Source organism: Streptomyces sp. NPDC058691 (assembly GCF_042714775.1).
Classification (GTDB): Bacteria; Actinomycetota; Actinomycetes; order Streptomycetales; family Streptomycetaceae; genus Actinacidiphila.
Genome location: NZ_JBHXSO010000003.1, coordinates 141,140 through 158,885, shown reverse-complemented (window position 1 = coordinate 158,885; position 17,746 = coordinate 141,140). Strand labels below are relative to the sequence as shown.

Genomic DNA, 17,746 nt, shown 5'->3' with positions numbered 1-17,746 from the left:
GGGGACTCCTCCGTGAAATGTGAGCGGTGCTCTCGCCTGAGAACAGTGTGCAGCAGCGGGTGCGGCAAAATCAAGAGCGGTGCTCTGATTCTTGGTCGATGTCTCCGATTCGTTTACACTGATCCTCATGGGTGTGATCAGAACGGCCAGGGAACGGGCCCGCAGCGAAGTGACCGCCGCGATCAAGGAAGAAGCGCGCCGGCAGCTCGCGGACGAAGGGGCCGCGCGCCTCTCCCTCCGCTCGGTGGCCCGGGAGCTCGGCATGGTCTCCTCGGCCCTCTACCGCTACTTCCCCAATCGGGACGTGCTCCTCACCGCGCTGATCGTCGACGCCTATGACGCCGTAGGCGCCGCCGCCGAGACCGCGTTCGAGGAGGCGGGGGACGACGACCCCGTCACGAGCTGGATCGTCGTCTGCCGGGCCGTGCGCGGCTGGGCGCTGGAACATCCCCATGAGTACGCCCTGATCTACGGTTCCCCGGTGCCCGGTTACAGCGCACCGCTCGACACGATCGGCCCGGCGTCCCGTGTCGCGCTCGTCCTGCTCACGGTGGCCGAAGGGGCCCACACCGCAGGGCGCCTGGCCCTGCCCGCGCCGGACGCACCGCTGCCCGCGGGGGTGCACGCCGACGCCTGGCGGCTCGTCAAGGACCTGGAACAGGAGCTGCCGCCGCAGGCGCTTCCGGCGTTGATCGCCGCATGGGCCCAGCTCTTCGGCATGATCGGCTTCGAACTCTTCGGCCAGTTCAACAATGTGGTCGAAGCGCGGGACGAGTTCTTCGACCACGCCATGGCGGGTCTTGCGCACCAGGCCGGCCTCCGCCGTGACCGCGTACTCCCGGGGGAGTAGACGAGGTCACCGCCGTGATCGGACGCCGATCGCCGGTCCGCCGGTCTAGCGTGGCGGCATGAGCGACGACCGATCCGTGCCGCCCGGCGCCCCCCGCTGGGGCCCGCCGTGGGCACGCCACGGCGGCCCCGGGCATAGCGGCCCCGGGCACGGCGGCGGGGACGGCCTCCCGCGCCGCCCCTGGATCGCGTCGATCGTCCTGGCGTTCGTCCAGGTGGTGGGCACGACCGCGGCCTCGCACAACGGCACCGGTCATGTCCCGCTCGACCGCTTCGGCTACGCACTGCTGCTCGCGGGCCCCGTCGCCCTGCTGTGGCGCCGGCGCGCGCCCGTCGTGGTCGCCGCCGTCGTGTCCGCGGTGACGCTGGTCTACCTTGCCGCGGGCTATGCCTACGGCCCGGTCTTCCTCAGCGTCGTCGCCGCCTACTTCTCCGCGGTGGCCGCCGGGCGGCGCCGGTCCGTCTTCGTCGTCGCGGCCTCGCTGTACACGGCCTACGCGCTCGTCACGTTCTGGCTCTACCGCTACCTGCCACCCGCCGGGGACGACAGGGCCTCGTGGGCGCAGATCTCCGGCGCCGCCGCGTGGCTGCTGGCCATCCTGGCCGTGGCCGAACTGTGGCGGCTGCGCCGTGAGCAATACGTGCGCGAACGACGGGAGCGTGCCGAGGCGGAGCGCCGCCGGGCGGACGAGGAGCGGCTGCGGATCGCCCGCGAACTCCACGACGTCCTCGCGCACAGCATCTCGGTGATCAACGTGCAGGCCGGCGTCGCCCTCGCGCTCATGGACGAGCGCCCCGAGCAGGCACGCCAGGCCCTCACGACCATCAAGGCCGCCAGCAAGGAGGCGCTGGGAGAGGTCCGCCAGGTCCTCGGCACGCTCCGCGCACCGGGTGAGGCGCCCCGCTCCCCGGCGCCGGGCCTGGACCGCCTGCCGGAACTGCTGGAACAGGCCGCCGGCGCGGGACTCGGCGTCGATGTGACCCGTGAGGGAACCGCCGTGCCGCTGCCTCCCGGCGTCGACCTCGCGGCGTTCCGGATCGTGCAGGAGGCGCTGACCAACATCATCCGGCACTCGGGATCGCGTACGGCGCGCCTCGGGATCGTCCACCGCGCGCACGAGATCGAGTTGTGCGTCGACGACGACGGTCCCGCCACGGCAGCCGGCCGGCAGGTCCCGGAGACCGGCGGTGGCAACGGGCTGCTCGGCATGCGGGAACGCGCCGCGGCGCTCGGGGGCGACGTGGCGGCAGGGCCCCGTCAGGACGGGGGCTTCCGTGTGCTGGCCCGGCTGCCCTTCGACGCCGCCGCGGCGACGGCCGTCCTGGACAAGGAGATCCGATGATCCGGGTGGTGCTCGCCGACGACCAGGTGCTGGTGCGCGCCGGATTCGCCGCGCTGCTGGACGCCCAGCCCGACATCGAGGTCGTCGGCGAGGCACCCGATGGCGCGGCGGCCCTGCGCCTGGTTCGCGAACTGACCCCGGACGCCGTGCTGATGGACATCCGCATGCCGGTCATGGACGGCCTGGAGGCCACCCGCCGGATCACCGAGGACGCGGCGCTCGCGGCGGTCAGGGTGATCATCCTCACCACCTTCGAGCTGGACGAGTACGTCTTCGAGGCCATCCGCGCCGGTGCCTCCGGTTTCCTGGTGAAGGACACCGAGCCCGAGGAACTGGTGCGCGCGGTCAGGGCCGTGGTGGACGGTGACGCGCTGCTCTCACCGGGCGTGACCCGGCGCCTGATCGCGGAGTTCGCCGCCCGCTCCAAGGCGCCCGCGGTCGGGATGGGGCTGGAACGGCTCACCGAGCGCGAACGCGAGGTGATGGCCCTGGTGGGGATCGGGCTGTCGAACGAGGAGATCGCCCGGCGCCTGGTGGTCAGCCCGCTCACCGCCAAGACGCACGTCAGCCGCACCATGGTCAAGCTCGGCGCCCGTGACCGCGCCCAACTGGTGGTCCTGGCCTACGAGTCCGGCCTGGTGCGGCCCGGCTGGCTCGGTTAGGCCGCCCGGACCCGCGCCCCCGTTCACCGCGCGGGTCCGGACGGCGGTCCGGGCGTCAGTCGCCGACGGAGACCCGCTCGGCCTCGGCGGCCTGCCGCGTGCCGTCGGACGAGGCGACGACGAATCCGTACGAGACCCGGCGGCGCAGCCCGGTCAGCGTGATCAGCAGTCCGGCCAGCGCGATCACGCTGACGACGACCAGTCCCGGCCGGTAGCTGTCGAGCACCGCTTGCGGGGTGGCGGGGTCGTGCCCGCCGCCCGCGGTGATCGCCGCCGTCACGACGGCGAGGAAGATCGCGCCGCCCACCTGGAACGAGGTGTTGAGGAGTCCGGAGACCATGCCCTGCTCCTCGTCCCGGACACCGTTGGTGGCCTGGATGTTGAGCGACGGGAAGACCAGTGCGCAGGCCGCGCCGAGAAGCAGCATCGAGGGCAGGATGACGGCGGCGTACTGCGGGGTCAGGTCGATCCTCAGGAAGAGCACGTAGCCGATGAACAGGAAGGTGAACCCCGTGGCGATCACGCGGGGCGTCCCGAAGCGGTCCACCAGTGGTCCGATGCGTGTCGATGCGAGGGCGACGAGCGCGCCCGCGGGAAGGAACGCCAGCGCCGTCTGCAGCGCGGACCAGCCGAGCAGTGACTGCATGTACTGCGTGACCAGGAACTGGAAGCCCACGTAGGAGCCGAAGAACGCGGCACCTCCGAGGTTGGCGCGGATCTGGTGCGGGGAGCGCAGTACGCCCAGCCGGATCAGCGGGTGACTGCTGCGGTGCTCGATGAAGCCGAACGCGGTGAGCAGGACGGCGACCGCGGCGAAGGACAGCAGTGTGCGCGCCGAACTCCAGCCCGCCTCGGGGGCGGAGACGACCGTGTAGACCAGCAGCAGCATCGAGGTCGTGCCGGTGAGCGCGCCGGGCAGGTCGTAGCCCCGGCCCCCGCCCTTCTCGCGCGGACTCGTCGGGATCAGGCGCAGTCCCGCGACCAGCGCCAGGACGGCGACGGGGGCGGGCAGCAGCATCGTCCAGCGCCAGCCCACCTCGGTGAGCAGCCCGGAGAGCACCAGACCCATGGAGAATCCGGTCGCGCCGCAGGTGGTGTAGATGCTGAGGGCCCGGTTGCGGACGGGGCCCTCGGGAAACGTCGTGGTGATGATCGACAGTCCGGCGGGAGCGGTGAACGCCGCGCTCAGACCCTTGATGAACCGGGTGGCGATGAGCAGTTCGCCGGAGTCGACGAGGCCGCCCAGCAGGGAGGCGGCGGCGAAGACGCCCAGCGCGATCAGGAACACCCGGCGCCGGCCGAGCAGGTCGGCGGCCCGGCCGCCGAGGAGCAGCAGGCCCCCGTAGCCGAGGATGTAGCCGCTGACGACCCATTGCAGGGACGAGGTGGTCAGATCGAGGTCGTGGGCGATCGACGGCAGGGCCACGCCGACCATCGAGACGTCCAGGGCGTCGAGGAAGAGCGCGGCGCAGAGCACGAGCAGGGTGCCCCACTGGCGGGCGATCCAGCGGCCTTCCGTACCGGGGACGGTGGTGTCGGGAGAGGTCATGCGGAGCAGACTACATGCACGTGCATTCAATGCAAATGCATTTAGTGCGCGTACATGAATTGGCGGATTTCTGCTATCCTGCGCGCATGACCGGCGTGAAGAGTGAACATGCGCTCGTGGAGCGGTGGCGGGAGGTCCTTGCCCTGCACGCGCGGACCGCGTGCGAGCTCGACCGCGAACTGCACCAGCTGGGCCTCGGCGCGAGCGACTTCGAGGTGCTCGACATCCTCGCGGAGGGCAGTGTGGACGAGGGGTGCACCTTCCGCGTCCAGGAACTCGCCGACCGTGTGCACCTGAGCCAGAGCGCGCTGTCCCGCCTCGTCGGCCGGCTGGAGAAGGAAGGGCTGGTCAGCCGGGGGATCTGCAGTGAGGACCGGCGGGGGGTCCGGGTGGGGCTGACGGACGCCGGGCGCGCACGTCACGAAGCGGCCAGGCCCGTCCAGCGTGCCGTCCTGGAACGGATCCTCGGCGAGTCCTGACCCCTGGCGGGGTGCTCCGGCGGATCCCTCCGCGACCGGTCCCCGGCGTTCAGCGGGCGGCGGGCTTGCGCCGTACGTACAGCTGCTTGCGTACCTTCGCGACGATCGTGCCGTCGGTGGCGACGATGTCGTTCTCGAACCACACCAGTGCTTTGTCGCCGTCCGCGGTGAGGGCGCGCATGTCGTCCAGCCGGTCCTCGGTGAGCTTGAAATCGGCGAACACATCGCCCCGGCCCGGCGAGAGGAACTCGATCTCGGCGGCGCGGTCCCACACCAGGTAGTCGCGGCCGAGGCGGTTCATCGTCAGCAGCATCCAGAACGGGTCGGCCATCGAGAAGAGCGAGCCGCCGAAGTGGGTGCCCACGTAGTTGCGGTTGAACCGGTGCAGGCGCAGGCGCACCCGGGCCGAACTCCAGTCGTCGGCGATGTCGAGCACCCGGATGCCCGCGAAGAGGTAAGGCGGCCACCAGTTGATCGCGCGGCGAAGGGCTGCGGGTGTGAGGGAGCGTCGTGCCATGGAGGTGACGCTAGCATGCGAAGTTACTCGCCGGTAATGGTCCGCCTGCAGGCGTCCGTCAGGTGACGGCCCCCGTGCGCCGCCACAACTCCACCAGCGAGCTGTCGCCGGTGACCTGGAGTTTCTCGTACGGAGCCCGGTTCCAGAGGGCGAGGTACAGGTCGGCGGCGGTGCCGCTCACGGTGCAGTCCGCGTCCCGCTCGACCGCGCGCTCGACGACCAGGGGATCCGCCGAGACATGGGCCAGCCAGTCCCCGCGCTCCGCGGGCAGGTCGACGGCGCGCACACGGAGCGTGCCCGGCGCCACGTTGCGTACGCGGCTCTTCGGCCGCGCGTGGAAGCCGGTCAGCAACTCGTCGATGCCGTCGGCCGCGAAGACCGGGTCGACGAAGGACGGGGCGCTGCCCGCCGCGATCTGCGCGTCGACGCGGTGGACGGCGGTCTCGTGTGCCTGCCGCCGGGCCCAGAAGCCCAACGGGGAATCGGCCCGCAGGAAGTGCCAGCACTCCAGGTCCGGTGCCGCGGTCTCCAGCGCCGACACGAGCCGCTCGTGCCCGTCCCGGAACCAGACGGGCAATTCCGCGTCGTCCGCGGGCGTCTCGGCGGCCATCGGCTCCGGGCGTATCCGTCCCTCGGCGACGAACAGCGTCGCCCAGCGGTGCACGATCCCCTGATGGCGGACCAGATCACGCACCCGCCAGCCCGGGCACGGCGGCACGGCGGCGTCCAGGCCGGCTCGCTCCGCGGCGTCGGCCAGCAGCGTGCCGTCCCGGCGGAGCGTGTCGATGAACTCGGCGGTCTCCATGACGTGATTGTGGCATCCGGGTCGGACAACGGGGCCGCGCCGCGGTGGTCAGTGCGGCTGCGGACGTCGCTTCCTGGCCCGGGCGAAGACCCTCAGCACCACGGCGTTCAGCACGGCAGACAGCAGCGCCGCGAGGACGGCCGTCCACCAACCGCCCCAGCCGTACGCGGCGTCGGCCGCGTCCTGCCCCCCGGCCGCGGCGAACAGCCGCCAGAACATGGGCATCCACGGCAGGGTCAGCAGTACGAGCCAGACTCCGGACAGCCTGGCGTCCTCGTGCGAGACGAAGGCCGTGTCGACCGCCAGGAACACCAGGGCCGCGGTCACCAGGCCCAGGTACAGGCGCGAGACGCGCTCTCGGTACACCGACCGGGCCGCTGCCCGGAGCCGGTGAGGAATCGACATGTCTCCTCCGACGGCTGCGTGCGATCCACAGGGGTTATCACCACCATGGCCTTCCCAGGCCTCCCCATGGGTGGAGATGACGCGTCAGTTTCCGTCGGATCCCGCAAGGTGCCGTGCCGCGCAGGCGATGACGGCGGCCGTCGCGGCGAGCGCGGCGACCGTGGTCAGAGCGACGGGCAGACCGACGGCATCGGTGAGGAAGCCGATCGCCGGCGGACCCAGCAGGAATCCGCCGTACCCCAGGGTCGAGGCCGTCGCCACACCGCTCGGGCCGCCCAAGGCGCCCGCCCGGGCGATCGCCACGGGGAAGATGTTGGCCAGGCCGAGGCCGGTCAGCGCGAATCCCGCCAGCACCAGCCACACCACCGGCGCGAGCGCCGCCACCAGCATCCCGGCGCACGCCGTAAGCCCGCCCAGCACGACCGCCCGGGTCGGGCCGAACCGCATCAGCAGAGCCGTTCCGGACAGGCGGCCGATCGTCATGGCGAGCGCCACCGCGGCGTAGCCTGCCGCGGCCAGGGCGGGGCCGGTGTGCAGATCGTCCTGCAGATGCAGCGGTCCCCACTCCGCGAGGGCACCCTCGCCATAGGCCGTGCACAGGGCGATCAGCCCGAACACCGCGACCGGCCGGCGTGTCCGTGCGCGGGTCCGCCCGGTGCCGGCGGTGCCACCCGCGCCGGTCCCCGCGGCGTCGTCCGGAATGCCCGCGAGCGGCGCCAGGGTGTGGGCGAGCAGCGCCCGTCCGAGGAACACCGTCGCCACCAAGCCGAACACCGCGACCGCGAACAGGTGCTGCGTGGGCGTCAGGTGCGCGGCCAGTGGGCCACCCACGGCGGCGCCGATCAACCCGCCGAGGCTGTAGGCCGCGTGGAAACCCGGCATGATGGGGCGCCGCAACGCGGCCACCAGGTCGACCGCGAGGCTGTTCATCGCCACATTCATGCCGCCGAAGCCCACGCCGAGGAGCAGCAGTACCAGGCCCAGCGCCAGAGGGGAGTGGGTCATCGGAGGCAGTGCGACGCTCAGTGACAGGACGACGGCCGTGGCGATCGTGACCGGACCGGCACCGAAGCGCCGGCACAGCCACCCGCTCGGGATCATGGTGCCGAGGGCGCCCGCCGACACGCCGAGCAGCGCGAGGCCGAGCGCGCCCGCGGACGCGCCCACCTGGTCCTTGACCGCCGGGATGCGCACCACCCAGCCGGCGAAGACGAAGCCGTCCAGAGCGAAGAAGGCCGTCAGCGCGAATCGCAGCCGCCGCAGAGGGGCCGGGGACGACGTGTGATCTTGCCCGGCGAGTACGCTCCGTATTTTGTTTAGGCTCGGCACAAAGTGAGAATAGGACTGTGACCCAGACTCGGACAAGGTTGGAGAGAGGCCGGGGCGCCCTCGGTCCCGCGCTGTCGCTCGTGCACACGGGACGCGCGCCCACCCGCGCCGTGCTCACCGCCGAACTCGGCGTGACACGTGCGACGGCGGGTGCGGTCGCCTCCGAACTCGAGGCGCTGCGGCTGATCCGGGTCGACACGCGGCCGGGCGGCCCGGTGGGCGCCCAAGGGCGTCCCTCGCATCGGCTGGCGGTCAACCCCGAGGGCCCGGTCGTGCTCGCCGCGCAGATCCACACCGACGGATTCCGTGCCGCACTCGTCGGGCTGGGCGGTCACATCGTCGCGACGGCGCCGGTCAGCATGGCGGTGCCCGCCGACCCCGCGCACGTGCTCGCCGACGTGGTCGCAGCCGGCGCACGGTTGTTGAGCGAGCACGGGCGGGCCTGCGTCGGGGCCGGCCTGGCCGTTCCTTCTGCGGTCGCCGAGCCCGAGGGTACGGCGCTCAACCCGCTGCACCTGGCGTGGCCGGCCGGCGCCCCGGTGCTGGAGATCTTCCGCGAGCAGGTCGCCCGGGCCGGCATCATCGCCCCCACCGGCATGCCGCCGTTGTGCTTCGTCGGCAACGACGTCAACGTCGCGGCGCTCGCCGAGCACCGCCATGGTGCGGGGAGCGGCGCCGAGCACCTCCTGGTCGTCGCCACCGGCCACCGCGGTGTCGGCGGCGCCCTGGTGCTGCACGGCAAACTCCACACCGGCAGTTCCGGGCTGGCCCTCGAGGTCGGTCACCTCACCGTCAACCCCGAGGGACGCGCCTGCCATTGCGGCAGCCGCGGCTGCCTCGACGTCGAGGTCGACCCGCTGGCCTTCCTGGAGGAGGCCGGCCGTGCTCCCGGGCCGGAGGTGTCGCTGCTCGAGCAGTCGGTCACCCTGCTCCGTGAGGAGTACGACGATCCCGCCGTCCGCCGCGCCGCGCACATCCTGATCGACCGTCTGGGTCTGGGCCTGGCCGGACTGGTCAACGTCCTCAACCCGGACCGGATCCTGCTCGGCAGCCTCCACCGCTCGCTGCTCGACGCCGACCCGGAACGGCTGCGGGCCGTCATCGCCGACCGCAGCCTGTGGGGACGCAGCGGCAGCGTGCCGGTGCTGCCGTGCGCCCTGGAGCACAACAGCCTGGTGGGCGCCGCGGAGCTGGCCTGGCAGCCGGTTCTCGACGACCCGCTGACGGCTCTCGGCGCGTAGCCGAAGAAGCGGCGGCGGTCAGAAGAGCGGCTCCGGAGGTTCCTCCGCCCGGCTCAGCGGCCGCATCGGCGGGGCGGGCCGGCTCTGGGTTGCCGCTGTGAGAGGCCAGCCCGAGACCAAGTGGGCGTCCAGGAGCACGACATCACCGGGCGCTCCCGGCAGCCGGACGTAGAGGTCGCTGCCCGCGACCGCCTCCACGGTGCCGCCGAGGGCGGTGCCGGGCTGGAGACCTGTCACCGCGGCCGCGGGTCTCGGCGGGCCGGGCTCCAGCCCGAACACCGCCGCGTGGTCGACCACTTCGAACGGGCAAGGTGTGAGCGTGTCACGCCAGTCGGGCACGGCGAAGGCCGCGTCGCGCACCGCGCGCAGCTCCGCGTGCCGTACGTCGGGCGATGACGGCACGTCACGGGCGGCGCGCTTCTTGGCGGCGGTCACCCGGTCGGGCACACCCAGGGCGGTGCCGAGGACGGATTCCGCGCGCCGGGCCGCCATCAGCGGTCCCCGGCCGAGGAACGAGAAGCAGATGGCGGCCTGTTCGAGCAGCCGGGCGGAGCCGCGCTCGGCGGCGGTGATGCCGACCTTGCACAATCCGGGGCCGAACCAGGCGAGATACAGCGCATAGGGCCGGGGGTCGTCCAGGCGGGTGTCGGCCGCCACGGACCGCGAGCGGTCGAGTGCCGCGCACTCCTCGCACTGGTCGTGCCGGGCCTGCGGCGGCAGCGTCCGCGCCCGCGGGCACGGTGTCCACCGGCCGGACCGCCACACCCCGAGGCACACCCGTTCCGCGCCCGGTTCCACGGCGAGGGCCAGGTGGTCACCCAGGCGCACCGGACTGCTCCGGTCGCCGTGCCCGGGGTGCCACCACGCCCACGCCGGGCCCCCGGACCGCCATCGCAGACCTGTGCACCGCCACATGATCCGCATGCTAGGCGCAGCCACTGACAGCCCCGCGTACTCCCGCCGGGGTAGCCGCAGTGCCGCTGGCCGTACGACGACCCGGAGCCCGCCGCCGACCAGGCTCGGTGATGGCACACGATCCCGCCGTCACCAAGGAGATGAGTCCGTATGGACGCCACCGCACTGATCCCGCTCGCCGACCACTGGGACGGCGGCGGCCCCGGCCCCTGGATCCTGTTCTTCCCGCTGGTCTGGGCGGCCGTCATCGCGGGCGTCATCCTGCTGCGCCGTACCCTCTGGCGCGCGTCAGGCCGGGGGAGCGGACCGTGGCACACCCGCGCCGTACTCGCCGAGCACTCTCCCATCGCGGTCCTGGGCCGCCGCTTCGCCGCCGGGGAGATCGACGAGGACGAGTACTGGCGCCGCCTGTCCGTCCTGGACGAGCAGTTCGGCCGCAACGCCAAGGGCGGCGACCGATGACCGCCGCCCGTGTCGTCGACGCGGTCAAGACGTACGGAACGGGCGACGCCCGGGTCCGCGCCCTCGACGGCGTCACCGTCGGCTTCCCCGCCGGGCGCTTCACCGCGATCATGGGGCCTTCCGGCTCCGGCAAGTCCACGCTCATGCACTGCGCGGCCGGGCTCGACACCCTGACCTCCGGCAGTGCCTTCATCGGCGACACGGAGCTCGGCACCCTGGGCGACCGGCAGTTGACGTTGTTGCGCCGCGAACGGATCGGCTTCGTCTTCCAGTCGTTCAACCTCGTGCCGACGCTCGACGTCGCGGAGAACATCACGCTCCCGCTGGACCTGGCCGGTGCCCGGCCCGACCGCGCATGGGTGGACGGGCTGATCGACGTCGTGGGCCTCGGCGACCGCCTGCGGCACCGCCCGGCCGAGCTCTCCGGCGGCCAGCAGCAGCGGGTCGCCGTGGCCAGGGCACTCGCCGGCCGCCCCGACGTCGTCTTCGCCGACGAGCCGACCGGGAACCTCGACTCGCGCTCCGGGGAGGAGGTGCTGCGCCTGCTGGGCCGGGCCGTCCACGAGATGGGCCGCACGGTCGTCATGGTCACCCACGACCCGGTCGCCGCCGGCCACGCCGACGAGGTGGTCTTCCTCGCGGACGGACGCCTGGTGGACCGGATGCCCGAACCCACCGCGCAGAAGGTCTTGGACCGGATGAAGGCCTTCGACGGCACCAGGGACGCGGCTTACGGCCTGCCGTCGGCCCAGGGGGCGGCGTCGTGAGCGGCACCGCACGCGCTTCCCTGCGCTTGAGCCTTTCGTCTCTACGTGCCCACAAGCGGCGCTTCGCGGGCACCTTTGCGGCGGTGTTCCTCGGGGTCGCCTTCCTCGCGGGCACCATGGTCATGGGCGACACCTTGAGGGCGAGCTTCGACACCCTGTTCGCGAACGCCAACACCGGCACGGCGGTGGTCGTACGGAGCTCGGACGTCGTGACCGTCCCCGGCGAGGGGCTGGGTACACGGGAGCCCGTCGACATCGCGCTCGCCGACAGGCTGCGCGGCGTCCCGGGCGTGGCCGCCGCGGCTCCCGACATCGAGGGTGCGGGCCAGCTGATCGGGGGCGACGGGGAACCGATCGGGGGCCAGGGCCCGCCCACCCTCGCCGGGAACTGGATCGACGACCCTGAACTCAATCCGTACGCGCTGGTCGAAGGCCGTGAGCCCAGGACGGCCGGAGAGGCCGTGGTCAACCGGGGGGCCGCCAGGACAGGGGGGCTGCGCGTCGGCGACACCACGGTGCTGCGCACACCGGATCCCCTGCGGGTGAAGATCGTGGGCCTGGTGACGTTCGGCGGTGAGGACGGCATGGGGCAGACCACCTTCACCGGCCTTTCCCCGGCCGACGCCGAGCGGTATCTGATGCCCGGGCCCGGCAAGGCGTCCGCCATCAAGGTGCGCGCCGGGGCGGGGGTCGGACAGCAGCAGCTCGCCGAACGGGTGAGCGGCGTGCTGCCCGCCGGCGTGGAGGCGATCACGGGAGCGCAGGCGACCGACGAGAACCTCGACCAGGTCTCCGGCCGCTTCCTGTCGCTGTTCACCACTCTGCTCACGGTGTTCGCCGGCATCGCTCTGCTGGTGGCGACCTTCAGCATCCACAACACCTTCGCGATCGTCGTGGCCCAGCGCACCCGTGAGAACGCCCTCTTGAGGGCGCTCGGGGCCTCCCGCCGCCAAGTGGTCGGCGCGACGCTCACGGAGGCCGTGGCCGTGGCCTGTGCCTCGTCCCTGGCCGGGCTGCTCGGCGGGATCGGCATCGCCGCCGGGCTGCAGGCGCTGTTCCCCGCGGTCGGCTTCCCGTTCCCTGACGGGGGGCTGGTCGTCCGCACCGCCGCGCTGGCCGTGCCGTTCGCCGTCGGGCTGCTCGTCTGCACCGGCTCGGCGCTGGTGCCGGCCGTTCGCGCTGGCCGCACCGCCCCGCTCGCCGCGCTGCGGGAGACCACGGTCGACCACTCGGGCGCGTCGCGGGGCCGGGCGGGCCTGGGGGTGACCGTCGGCGCCGCGGGTGTCGCACTGACGGTGGCGGGAGCGACGGGCCCGCCGAACGTGTGGCTCACGGCCGCGGGTGCCGCCTCGGCCGTCGTCGCGTTCGTGGTGCTCGGCCCGGTCGCCTCCTCTTACGCCGTACGGGCCCTGGGCGTGCCGGTGGCCCGGCTGCGGGGCGTGACCGGCGCCCTGGCACGGCGCAACGCCCTGCGCAGCCCGAAGCGCACGGCGGCCACCGCGACCGCGCTCATGATCGGCGTCGCAGTGGTGTCGCTCTTCACCGTGTTCGGCGCCTCGCTCAAGGCGACCATGGACCAGACCGTTTCCCGCACCTTCGCGGGCGATGTCGCGGTGACGGCGTCCGGCTTCGGGGCGGGGGCCAACGGACTGAGCCCGAGGCTCGCACCGGCGGTGGCCGCGCTCCCCGAAGTGGCGACCGCGGTCGGGCTCGGCAAGGGTGTGGCCGAAGTCGACGGCGGTGGGCGGCAGCTGACCGTCACCGACCCCGGAGCGCTCTCCCGCGTCCTGGACCTCGGTGCCGTGGACGGCTCGCTCGGTTCCCTGGGGCGCGACGGCATCGCCGTCTCCCGGCAGGAGGCCGAGCGGCGCGGCTGGGCGCGCGGCAGCACCACGGTGCTCGCCTTCGTCGACGGCGACCGGCAGACGTTCACCGTGCGCGCGGTCTACGAGGAGGCAGGGCTCGCCGGTGACTACGTCATCACGCGCGCCGCCTGGGGACCGCACAAGGTGCAGGACTCCGATGACCTCGTCGCGGTCGCCTTCAAGGACGGCGTCACCACGGACGAGGGCAAGGCCGCGGTCACGATGGTCGCCGACCGCTACGGCAACCCGCGGGTGCAGACCCGCGGCGAGTACGCGGACTCGGCCGCCGCGGGGGTCGACATCATGCTCACCCTGGTCTACGCCCTGCTGGCGCTGGCCGTGCTGATCGCCCTGCTCGGCATCGCCAATACGCTCACCCTCGCCGTCCACGAACGCACCCGTGAACTCGGGCTGTTGCGGACGGTCGGCCAGACCCGCGCACAACTGCGCGCCATGGTGCGCTGGGAGAGCGTGCTCGTCGCCGCTTTCGGCACCGCCGGCGGACTGGGCCTCGGTGCCTTTCTCGGCTGGGCGCTGGTGCGGGCCTCCGACAGCGCCGGCACCGGGGCCTTCGCGATTCCCCCGGTGCAACTCGCCGTCGTCCTGCTGGTGGGGCTGGTGGCCGGCGTTCTGGCCGGCTGGCGTCCGGCCCGCCGGGCCGCCCGCCTGGACGTGCTCCGGGCCATCGCCGCGGAGTGACTCCGCGGGCGACAGCCTCGTGGTCCACGGCCGCCGTGCCCGGCAGGGGTGCGGCGGCCGTGTGGGTCAGACCAGCAGCGGCACGGCGTCCGCGGCCTCACGCTCGATCTCGGGGTCCCATTGATCCGACGGCTCCGGCAGGGCCGTCTCCGCACGCGGAGAGACCTTGCGCGCGGCCACCGACGACGGCTCGGTGAGCTGCCGGGCCGGGACCGTGGTCTCCGCGCGCAATGTGAACCACACGACCTTGCCGCCGGCCGGCAGCGACTCGGTCCCCCAACTGTCGCTCATCGAGACGACCATCGCCAGGCCGCGGCCACAGGTGGCCAGTGGCTCGAAGTCACGGACCCGCGGCAGGCGCGGATCGTTGTCCGAGACGGCGATGGTGAGCCACCCCGACGAAAAGCTCAGCTCGACGGAACAGCGCTTGTCCGGCATGGCGTGCCGGTGGACGTTCGCGAGCAGTTCGGTGATGCCCACCAGAGTGGGGTCTATCAGGGGGTGCAACCGCCAGTACCGCAGCTGAGCGGCCACGATACGGCGGACCTGCTGTATTCGGGACGGCAGTGCCTCCAGCTCAAGAGAACACTGCCGGTGGTTTCCTTCGGTGCTGATCACGGCTGCGACTCCCTCCGCGGGAGAGCGCGGCCCCTTTGTCCGGGGCCGTGCCCCGCCCCGCATGGAATGGGAACACCTTTGCGGGATTGCTGTGAGTGACTGCTGCAGTGACTCCGTGATGCCCCTACAGGGTCACCCCGATGGATGCGGTCCGCAACTCCGTGTGCGCGGAGAGTCCCGTTCCGTTTCGGGTCAGCGTCCGCTGGTGACTTTCTGCCTGGCCGTGTGCAGCACTTCCATGAAGCGGCTCGCCGAAGTGGCGCCCTGCTGGCGGAGAGTGAGCAGATATCCCGTTCCGTTGAGCCTGGCCAGCGTCCGGCGCTTCACGGCGAAGCGCGCGGTCAGGGCCCGCACGTCCTCCACGGGGGCGCTGTCGATCTCCCGTCCGCGGCTGGTGAGCAGCACCAGCCGGCCGTCGCGGATCAGGACCTGCCCGCCGCGGGTCAGCGAGCGCAGTCGCCGTCCGATCCGCACCCCTGTCGCGGTGAACTCCGCCTCGGCCACGGTGATCCCCCTCCTCGGTCCGATCGCAGTCTGCCCGGCCCGGGCTGCCACGCACCAGGGGCTGCTTATGATCGGCTCACGGAGACCGAGGGAAGGCGAGTGGGTGAGCACCATCGAGACGGGCGGCGACGGGGGCTGTACGGGGACGGGAGCGGGCGTGCCGATGGCGTCCACGCTGGACGTGGACCGCACCGATCCCGTCTACCGGGCATGGCTGAAAGACGCCGTGCGCAAGGTGCAGGCCGACGCCAACCGCTCCGCCGATACGCACCTGCTGCGTTTCCCGCTGCCCGAGGCCTGGGGCATCGACCTGTACCTCAAGGACGAGTCGACCCATCCGACCGGCAGCCTCAAGCACCGGCTCGCCCGGTCCCTGTTCCTCTACGGCCTGTGCAACGGCTGGATCCGGCCGGACAAGCCGGTCATCGAGGCGTCCAGCGGCTCAACGGCCGTGTCCGAGGCGTACTTCGCGGCGCTGATCGGCGTGCCCTTCATCGCGGTCATCCCGCGCACCACGAGCTGGGAGAAGCAACGGCTCATCGAGTTCCACGGCGGGCAGTGCCACTTGGTCGACGATCCGCGCACGGTCTACGAGGTTTCCGCCCGCCTGGCGCAGGAGACCGGTGGCCACTACATGGACCAGTTCACCTACGCCGAACGCGCCACGGACTGGCGCGGCAACAACAACATCGCGGAGTCGATCTACCAGCAACTGCGGCTGGAACGTCATCCCTGCCCGGCCTGGATCGTGGCCACGGCCGGTACCGGCGGCACTTCCGCGACCATCGCGCGGTACGTCCACTACATGCAGTTCGACACCCTTGTGTGCGTCGCGGATCCCGAGAACTCGGTCTTCTTCGACGGCTGGGTGAGCGGTGACGACTCCGTTGCCTGTGAACGCGGTTCGCGCATCGAGGGCATCGGCCGCCCCAGGGTGGAGCCCAGTTTCGTGCCGGGCGCCGTCGACCGGATGATGAAGGTGCCCGACGCCGCGTCGGTCGCGGCGGTGCGCGCACTGGAGGCGGCCATCGGGCGCAAGGCGGGGGGCTCCACCGGTACCGGGCTCTGGAGCGCCTTCAAGATCATCGCCGAGATGGTCGCGGCCGGGCGTACGGGAAGCGTCGTCACCCTCATCTGCGACCCGGGTGATCGCTATCTGGACAAGTACTATTCCGACGCGTGGTTGGCCGAACAGGGACTCGACATCGCGCCGTACTCCGCCACCATGGAGACGTTCCTCCGCACGGGAGTCTGGCCGGGCTGAGGCTTACGTCCGTTCCGTTCTGTTACGTCGTGGTCACCTGAGCGCCGCCGGATTACCGTATTCCCTTCCCCGTGCGCTCTTAGTTTCCGAGCATGACGATCTCTCAGGCGGCACCTCCGGCGGTCGTCCCATCCTCCCTCGTCCCGGGGCCGGCGCCCGCGGTGGGCACGCGGAACGGGCGCCGTCGTATGTCGTCGCCGGTACGACTCGTGGTGCAGACCTGCGTGACGCTGGCCGCGCTTGTCGCGCTCTGCGCGGCCACCGTGATCGGCGCCCTCGCCGTGCGGTCCGACGCGGAGCATTTGCGCGATGCCTCCGCACACCGTGCGGCCGCCGCAGCCGAACTGCGCTTCTCCCTGGCCGACCTGGACGCGCAGCGGGCCAATCAGCTGGTGCCGGGCTACGACCGCCGCGACAAGGAAGTCCTGGTCGGCAACCGCTTGGTGGCCCTCATCACTGCCCGCGAGCGCCGCGCCGAGGTCAGCGACCTGCTGCGACAGCTCGGCGGGGACGACGCGTACGGCGACCAGGTGCGCGACCTGCTGGACGCGCTCGGCCGTTACGACGACGCCAGCGGTCGTGCCGCCTACTTGGACGAGAAGGAACCCGATCGCCCGGCGGGCTACCCGCCCGTAGCAGCGAAGGACTTCTCGGCGGAGGCGGGCGAAATCATGCACAGTCAGCTGCTGCCCAAAGCCGCCACGTTGGCGAGGGCCTACGACGAGCAGGCCACCGATGCCGCGCGCGCCGCCGAGGACACGGCGCTGCGCTCCGCGCTCACCGTGGGCGCGCTGGGTCTGCTCACGGTGCTCGTCCTGCTCTGGTGGCAACGTGACCTGGCCCGCCGCCATCGCCGTCTGCTCAACCCGGCGCTCGTGGTCGCCACAGTCGCTGCCCTCGCCGTCACCGTGGCCGGAGTGGTGTCCTTCACCTCCGCCGCGAACGACTTGGAGGCAGGTGTGTCCGAAGGGCTGCGGCCATGGTCCCGGCTGGCCCAGGCACGGGCCGTCGCGGCCGAGTCCGCCGCCGCGCAGAGCCGCTGGGTGGTGAACGGCGCCGATCCGGAGCGGCGTGCCGAACTGGACTCCCTCATCAAGAGTTTGGACGGTCTGCTGGCACCGGGCACGTACGCTTCCGCCGCTGAGCGGCCGGCCTATGCCGACGTCGCCACGCGTTATGGTCACTTCCGGTCCGACGACCGGGATCTGCGGCGTGAGATGGCGGCAGGCGACCTCGATGACGCCGTGGACGTCCTGACCAACGTCGGGTGGAGAAAGGTCGGCTTCGACTTCTGGGACTTCGCCACCACTCTGGAGCGGCTGACGCAGGCGCAGCAGGCCGACTTCGACTCCCGCACCTCGCAGGCCCGCTCGGAGCTGGACGGCTGGCCCGCGGTTCCGCTGGGGGCATTGGGACTCGCCGTGGCGCTCGTCCTGGTGGGCGTCCGTCCGCGACTGGCGGAGTACAGGTGAA

At 72.2% G+C, this 17,746-nt stretch carries 18 protein-coding genes; 10 read left to right on the top strand and 8 right to left on the bottom strand.

Annotated features, from left to right (window positions below):
• Nucleotides 1–127 precede the first annotated feature (127 nt).
• From ACFWVC_RS03435 to ACFWVC_RS03425, 3 genes are read left to right on the top strand one after another with little or no spacing between them, the layout of a single operon-like run.
• The gene (locus ACFWVC_RS03435) at nt 128–850 is read left to right on the top strand and encodes a TetR/AcrR family transcriptional regulator (RefSeq protein WP_384275731.1); all 723 of its coding nucleotides are present in this window, start codon (nt 128–130) and stop codon (nt 848–850) included.
• 58 nt (nt 851–908) lie between these two features.
• Entirely contained in the window at nt 909–2,192 is a 1,284-nt protein-coding gene (locus ACFWVC_RS03430; protein ID WP_384275723.1) for a sensor histidine kinase, read from the top strand.
• Nucleotides 2,189–2,854 (top strand): response regulator, encoded by a 666-nt coding sequence (locus ACFWVC_RS03425; protein ID WP_384275718.1) that lies wholly within the window; start codon nt 2,189–2,191, stop codon nt 2,852–2,854. Before ACFWVC_RS03430 ends, ACFWVC_RS03425 begins: the two co-directional genes overlap by 4 nt.
• A gap of 55 nt (nt 2,855–2,909) precedes the next feature.
• On the opposite strand, the gene ACFWVC_RS03420 is transcribed toward ACFWVC_RS03425, so the two are convergent.
• Nucleotides 2,910–4,403, bottom strand: a complete 1,494-nt coding sequence (locus ACFWVC_RS03420) for an MFS transporter (RefSeq protein ID WP_384275711.1) — start codon at nt 4,401–4,403, stop codon at nt 2,910–2,912.
• 86 nt (nt 4,404–4,489) lie between these two features.
• On the opposite strand from ACFWVC_RS03420, the gene ACFWVC_RS03415 reads away from it, so the two are divergent.
• A complete protein-coding gene (locus ACFWVC_RS03415; RefSeq protein ID WP_384275707.1) occupies nt 4,490–4,882 on the top strand; it encodes a MarR family winged helix-turn-helix transcriptional regulator in 393 nt (130 codons plus the stop codon).
• A gap of 49 nt (nt 4,883–4,931) precedes the next feature.
• Here the strand turns inward: ACFWVC_RS03415 and ACFWVC_RS03410 are convergent, their stop codons facing one another.
• The 4 genes from ACFWVC_RS03410 to ACFWVC_RS03395 form a co-directional block, all read right to left on the bottom strand.
• Nucleotides 4,932–5,399: a DUF4442 domain-containing protein gene (locus tag ACFWVC_RS03410; RefSeq protein ID WP_384275701.1), complete on the bottom strand. Its 468-nt coding sequence runs from the start codon at nt 5,397–5,399 to the stop codon at nt 4,932–4,934.
• A gap of 58 nt (nt 5,400–5,457) precedes the next feature.
• Nucleotides 5,458–6,204: a maleylpyruvate isomerase family mycothiol-dependent enzyme gene (locus ACFWVC_RS03405; protein WP_384275694.1), complete on the bottom strand. Its 747-nt coding sequence runs from the start codon at nt 6,202–6,204 to the stop codon at nt 5,458–5,460.
• A 48-nt stretch (nt 6,205–6,252) separates the two neighbouring features.
• Nucleotides 6,253–6,609, bottom strand: coding sequence for an SCO4225 family membrane protein (locus tag ACFWVC_RS03400; protein ID WP_384275689.1), 357 nt, complete (start codon nt 6,607–6,609; stop codon nt 6,253–6,255).
• Between the two features lie 84 nt (nt 6,610–6,693).
• On the bottom strand, nt 6,694–7,938 hold the full coding sequence (locus tag ACFWVC_RS03395; RefSeq protein WP_384275683.1) for an MFS transporter: 1,245 nt from the start codon (nt 7,936–7,938) through the stop codon (nt 6,694–6,696).
• Between the two features lie 17 nt (nt 7,939–7,955).
• Here ACFWVC_RS03395 and ACFWVC_RS03390 point away from each other — a divergent pair, with 17 nt between their 5' ends.
• Complete coding sequence (locus tag ACFWVC_RS03390) at nt 7,956–9,179, top strand: ROK family protein (protein WP_384275677.1); 1,224 nt, start codon at nt 7,956–7,958, stop codon at nt 9,177–9,179.
• A gap of 18 nt (nt 9,180–9,197) precedes the next feature.
• Here the strand turns inward: ACFWVC_RS03390 and ACFWVC_RS03385 are convergent, their stop codons facing one another.
• Nucleotides 9,198–10,007, bottom strand: coding sequence for a DUF2797 domain-containing protein (locus tag ACFWVC_RS03385; RefSeq protein ID WP_384275670.1), 810 nt, complete (start codon nt 10,005–10,007; stop codon nt 9,198–9,200).
• A gap of 237 nt (nt 10,008–10,244) precedes the next feature.
• On the opposite strand from ACFWVC_RS03385, the gene ACFWVC_RS03380 reads away from it, so the two are divergent.
• The 3 genes from ACFWVC_RS03380 to ACFWVC_RS03370 are packed head-to-tail and all read left to right on the top strand — an operon-like array spanning nt 10,245 to nt 13,887.
• Complete coding sequence (locus tag ACFWVC_RS03380; protein WP_384275664.1) at nt 10,245–10,556, top strand: SHOCT domain-containing protein; 312 nt, start codon at nt 10,245–10,247, stop codon at nt 10,554–10,556.
• Nucleotides 10,553–11,323 (top strand): ABC transporter ATP-binding protein, encoded by a 771-nt coding sequence (locus tag ACFWVC_RS03375; protein ID WP_384275659.1) that lies wholly within the window; start codon nt 10,553–10,555, stop codon nt 11,321–11,323. Before ACFWVC_RS03380 ends, ACFWVC_RS03375 begins: the two co-directional genes overlap by 4 nt.
• Complete coding sequence (locus tag ACFWVC_RS03370; protein ID WP_384275653.1) at nt 11,320–13,887, top strand: ABC transporter permease; 2,568 nt, start codon at nt 11,320–11,322, stop codon at nt 13,885–13,887. The genes ACFWVC_RS03375 and ACFWVC_RS03370 overlap by 4 nt, the downstream gene beginning before the upstream one ends.
• A gap of 66 nt (nt 13,888–13,953) precedes the next feature.
• Here ACFWVC_RS03370 and ACFWVC_RS03365 read toward each other — a convergent pair whose 3' ends face one another.
• Nucleotides 13,954–14,505 (bottom strand): ATP-binding protein, encoded by a 552-nt coding sequence (locus ACFWVC_RS03365; protein ID WP_384275648.1) that lies wholly within the window; start codon nt 14,503–14,505, stop codon nt 13,954–13,956.
• A gap of 192 nt (nt 14,506–14,697) precedes the next feature.
• Nucleotides 14,698–15,009, bottom strand: coding sequence for a hypothetical protein (locus tag ACFWVC_RS03360; RefSeq protein WP_384275643.1), 312 nt, complete (start codon nt 15,007–15,009; stop codon nt 14,698–14,700).
• Nucleotides 15,010–15,172: 163 nt separating this feature from the next.
• Between ACFWVC_RS03360 and ACFWVC_RS03355 the strand changes: the two genes are divergently transcribed.
• Nucleotides 15,173–16,273 (top strand): PLP-dependent cysteine synthase family protein, encoded by a 1,101-nt coding sequence (locus ACFWVC_RS03355; protein ID WP_384276385.1) that lies wholly within the window; start codon nt 15,173–15,175, stop codon nt 16,271–16,273.
• A 92-nt stretch (nt 16,274–16,365) separates the two neighbouring features.
• On the top strand, nt 16,366–17,745 hold the full coding sequence (locus tag ACFWVC_RS03350) for a hypothetical protein (protein ID WP_384275636.1): 1,380 nt from the start codon (nt 16,366–16,368) through the stop codon (nt 17,743–17,745).
• Nucleotide 17,746 lies beyond the last annotated feature (1 nt).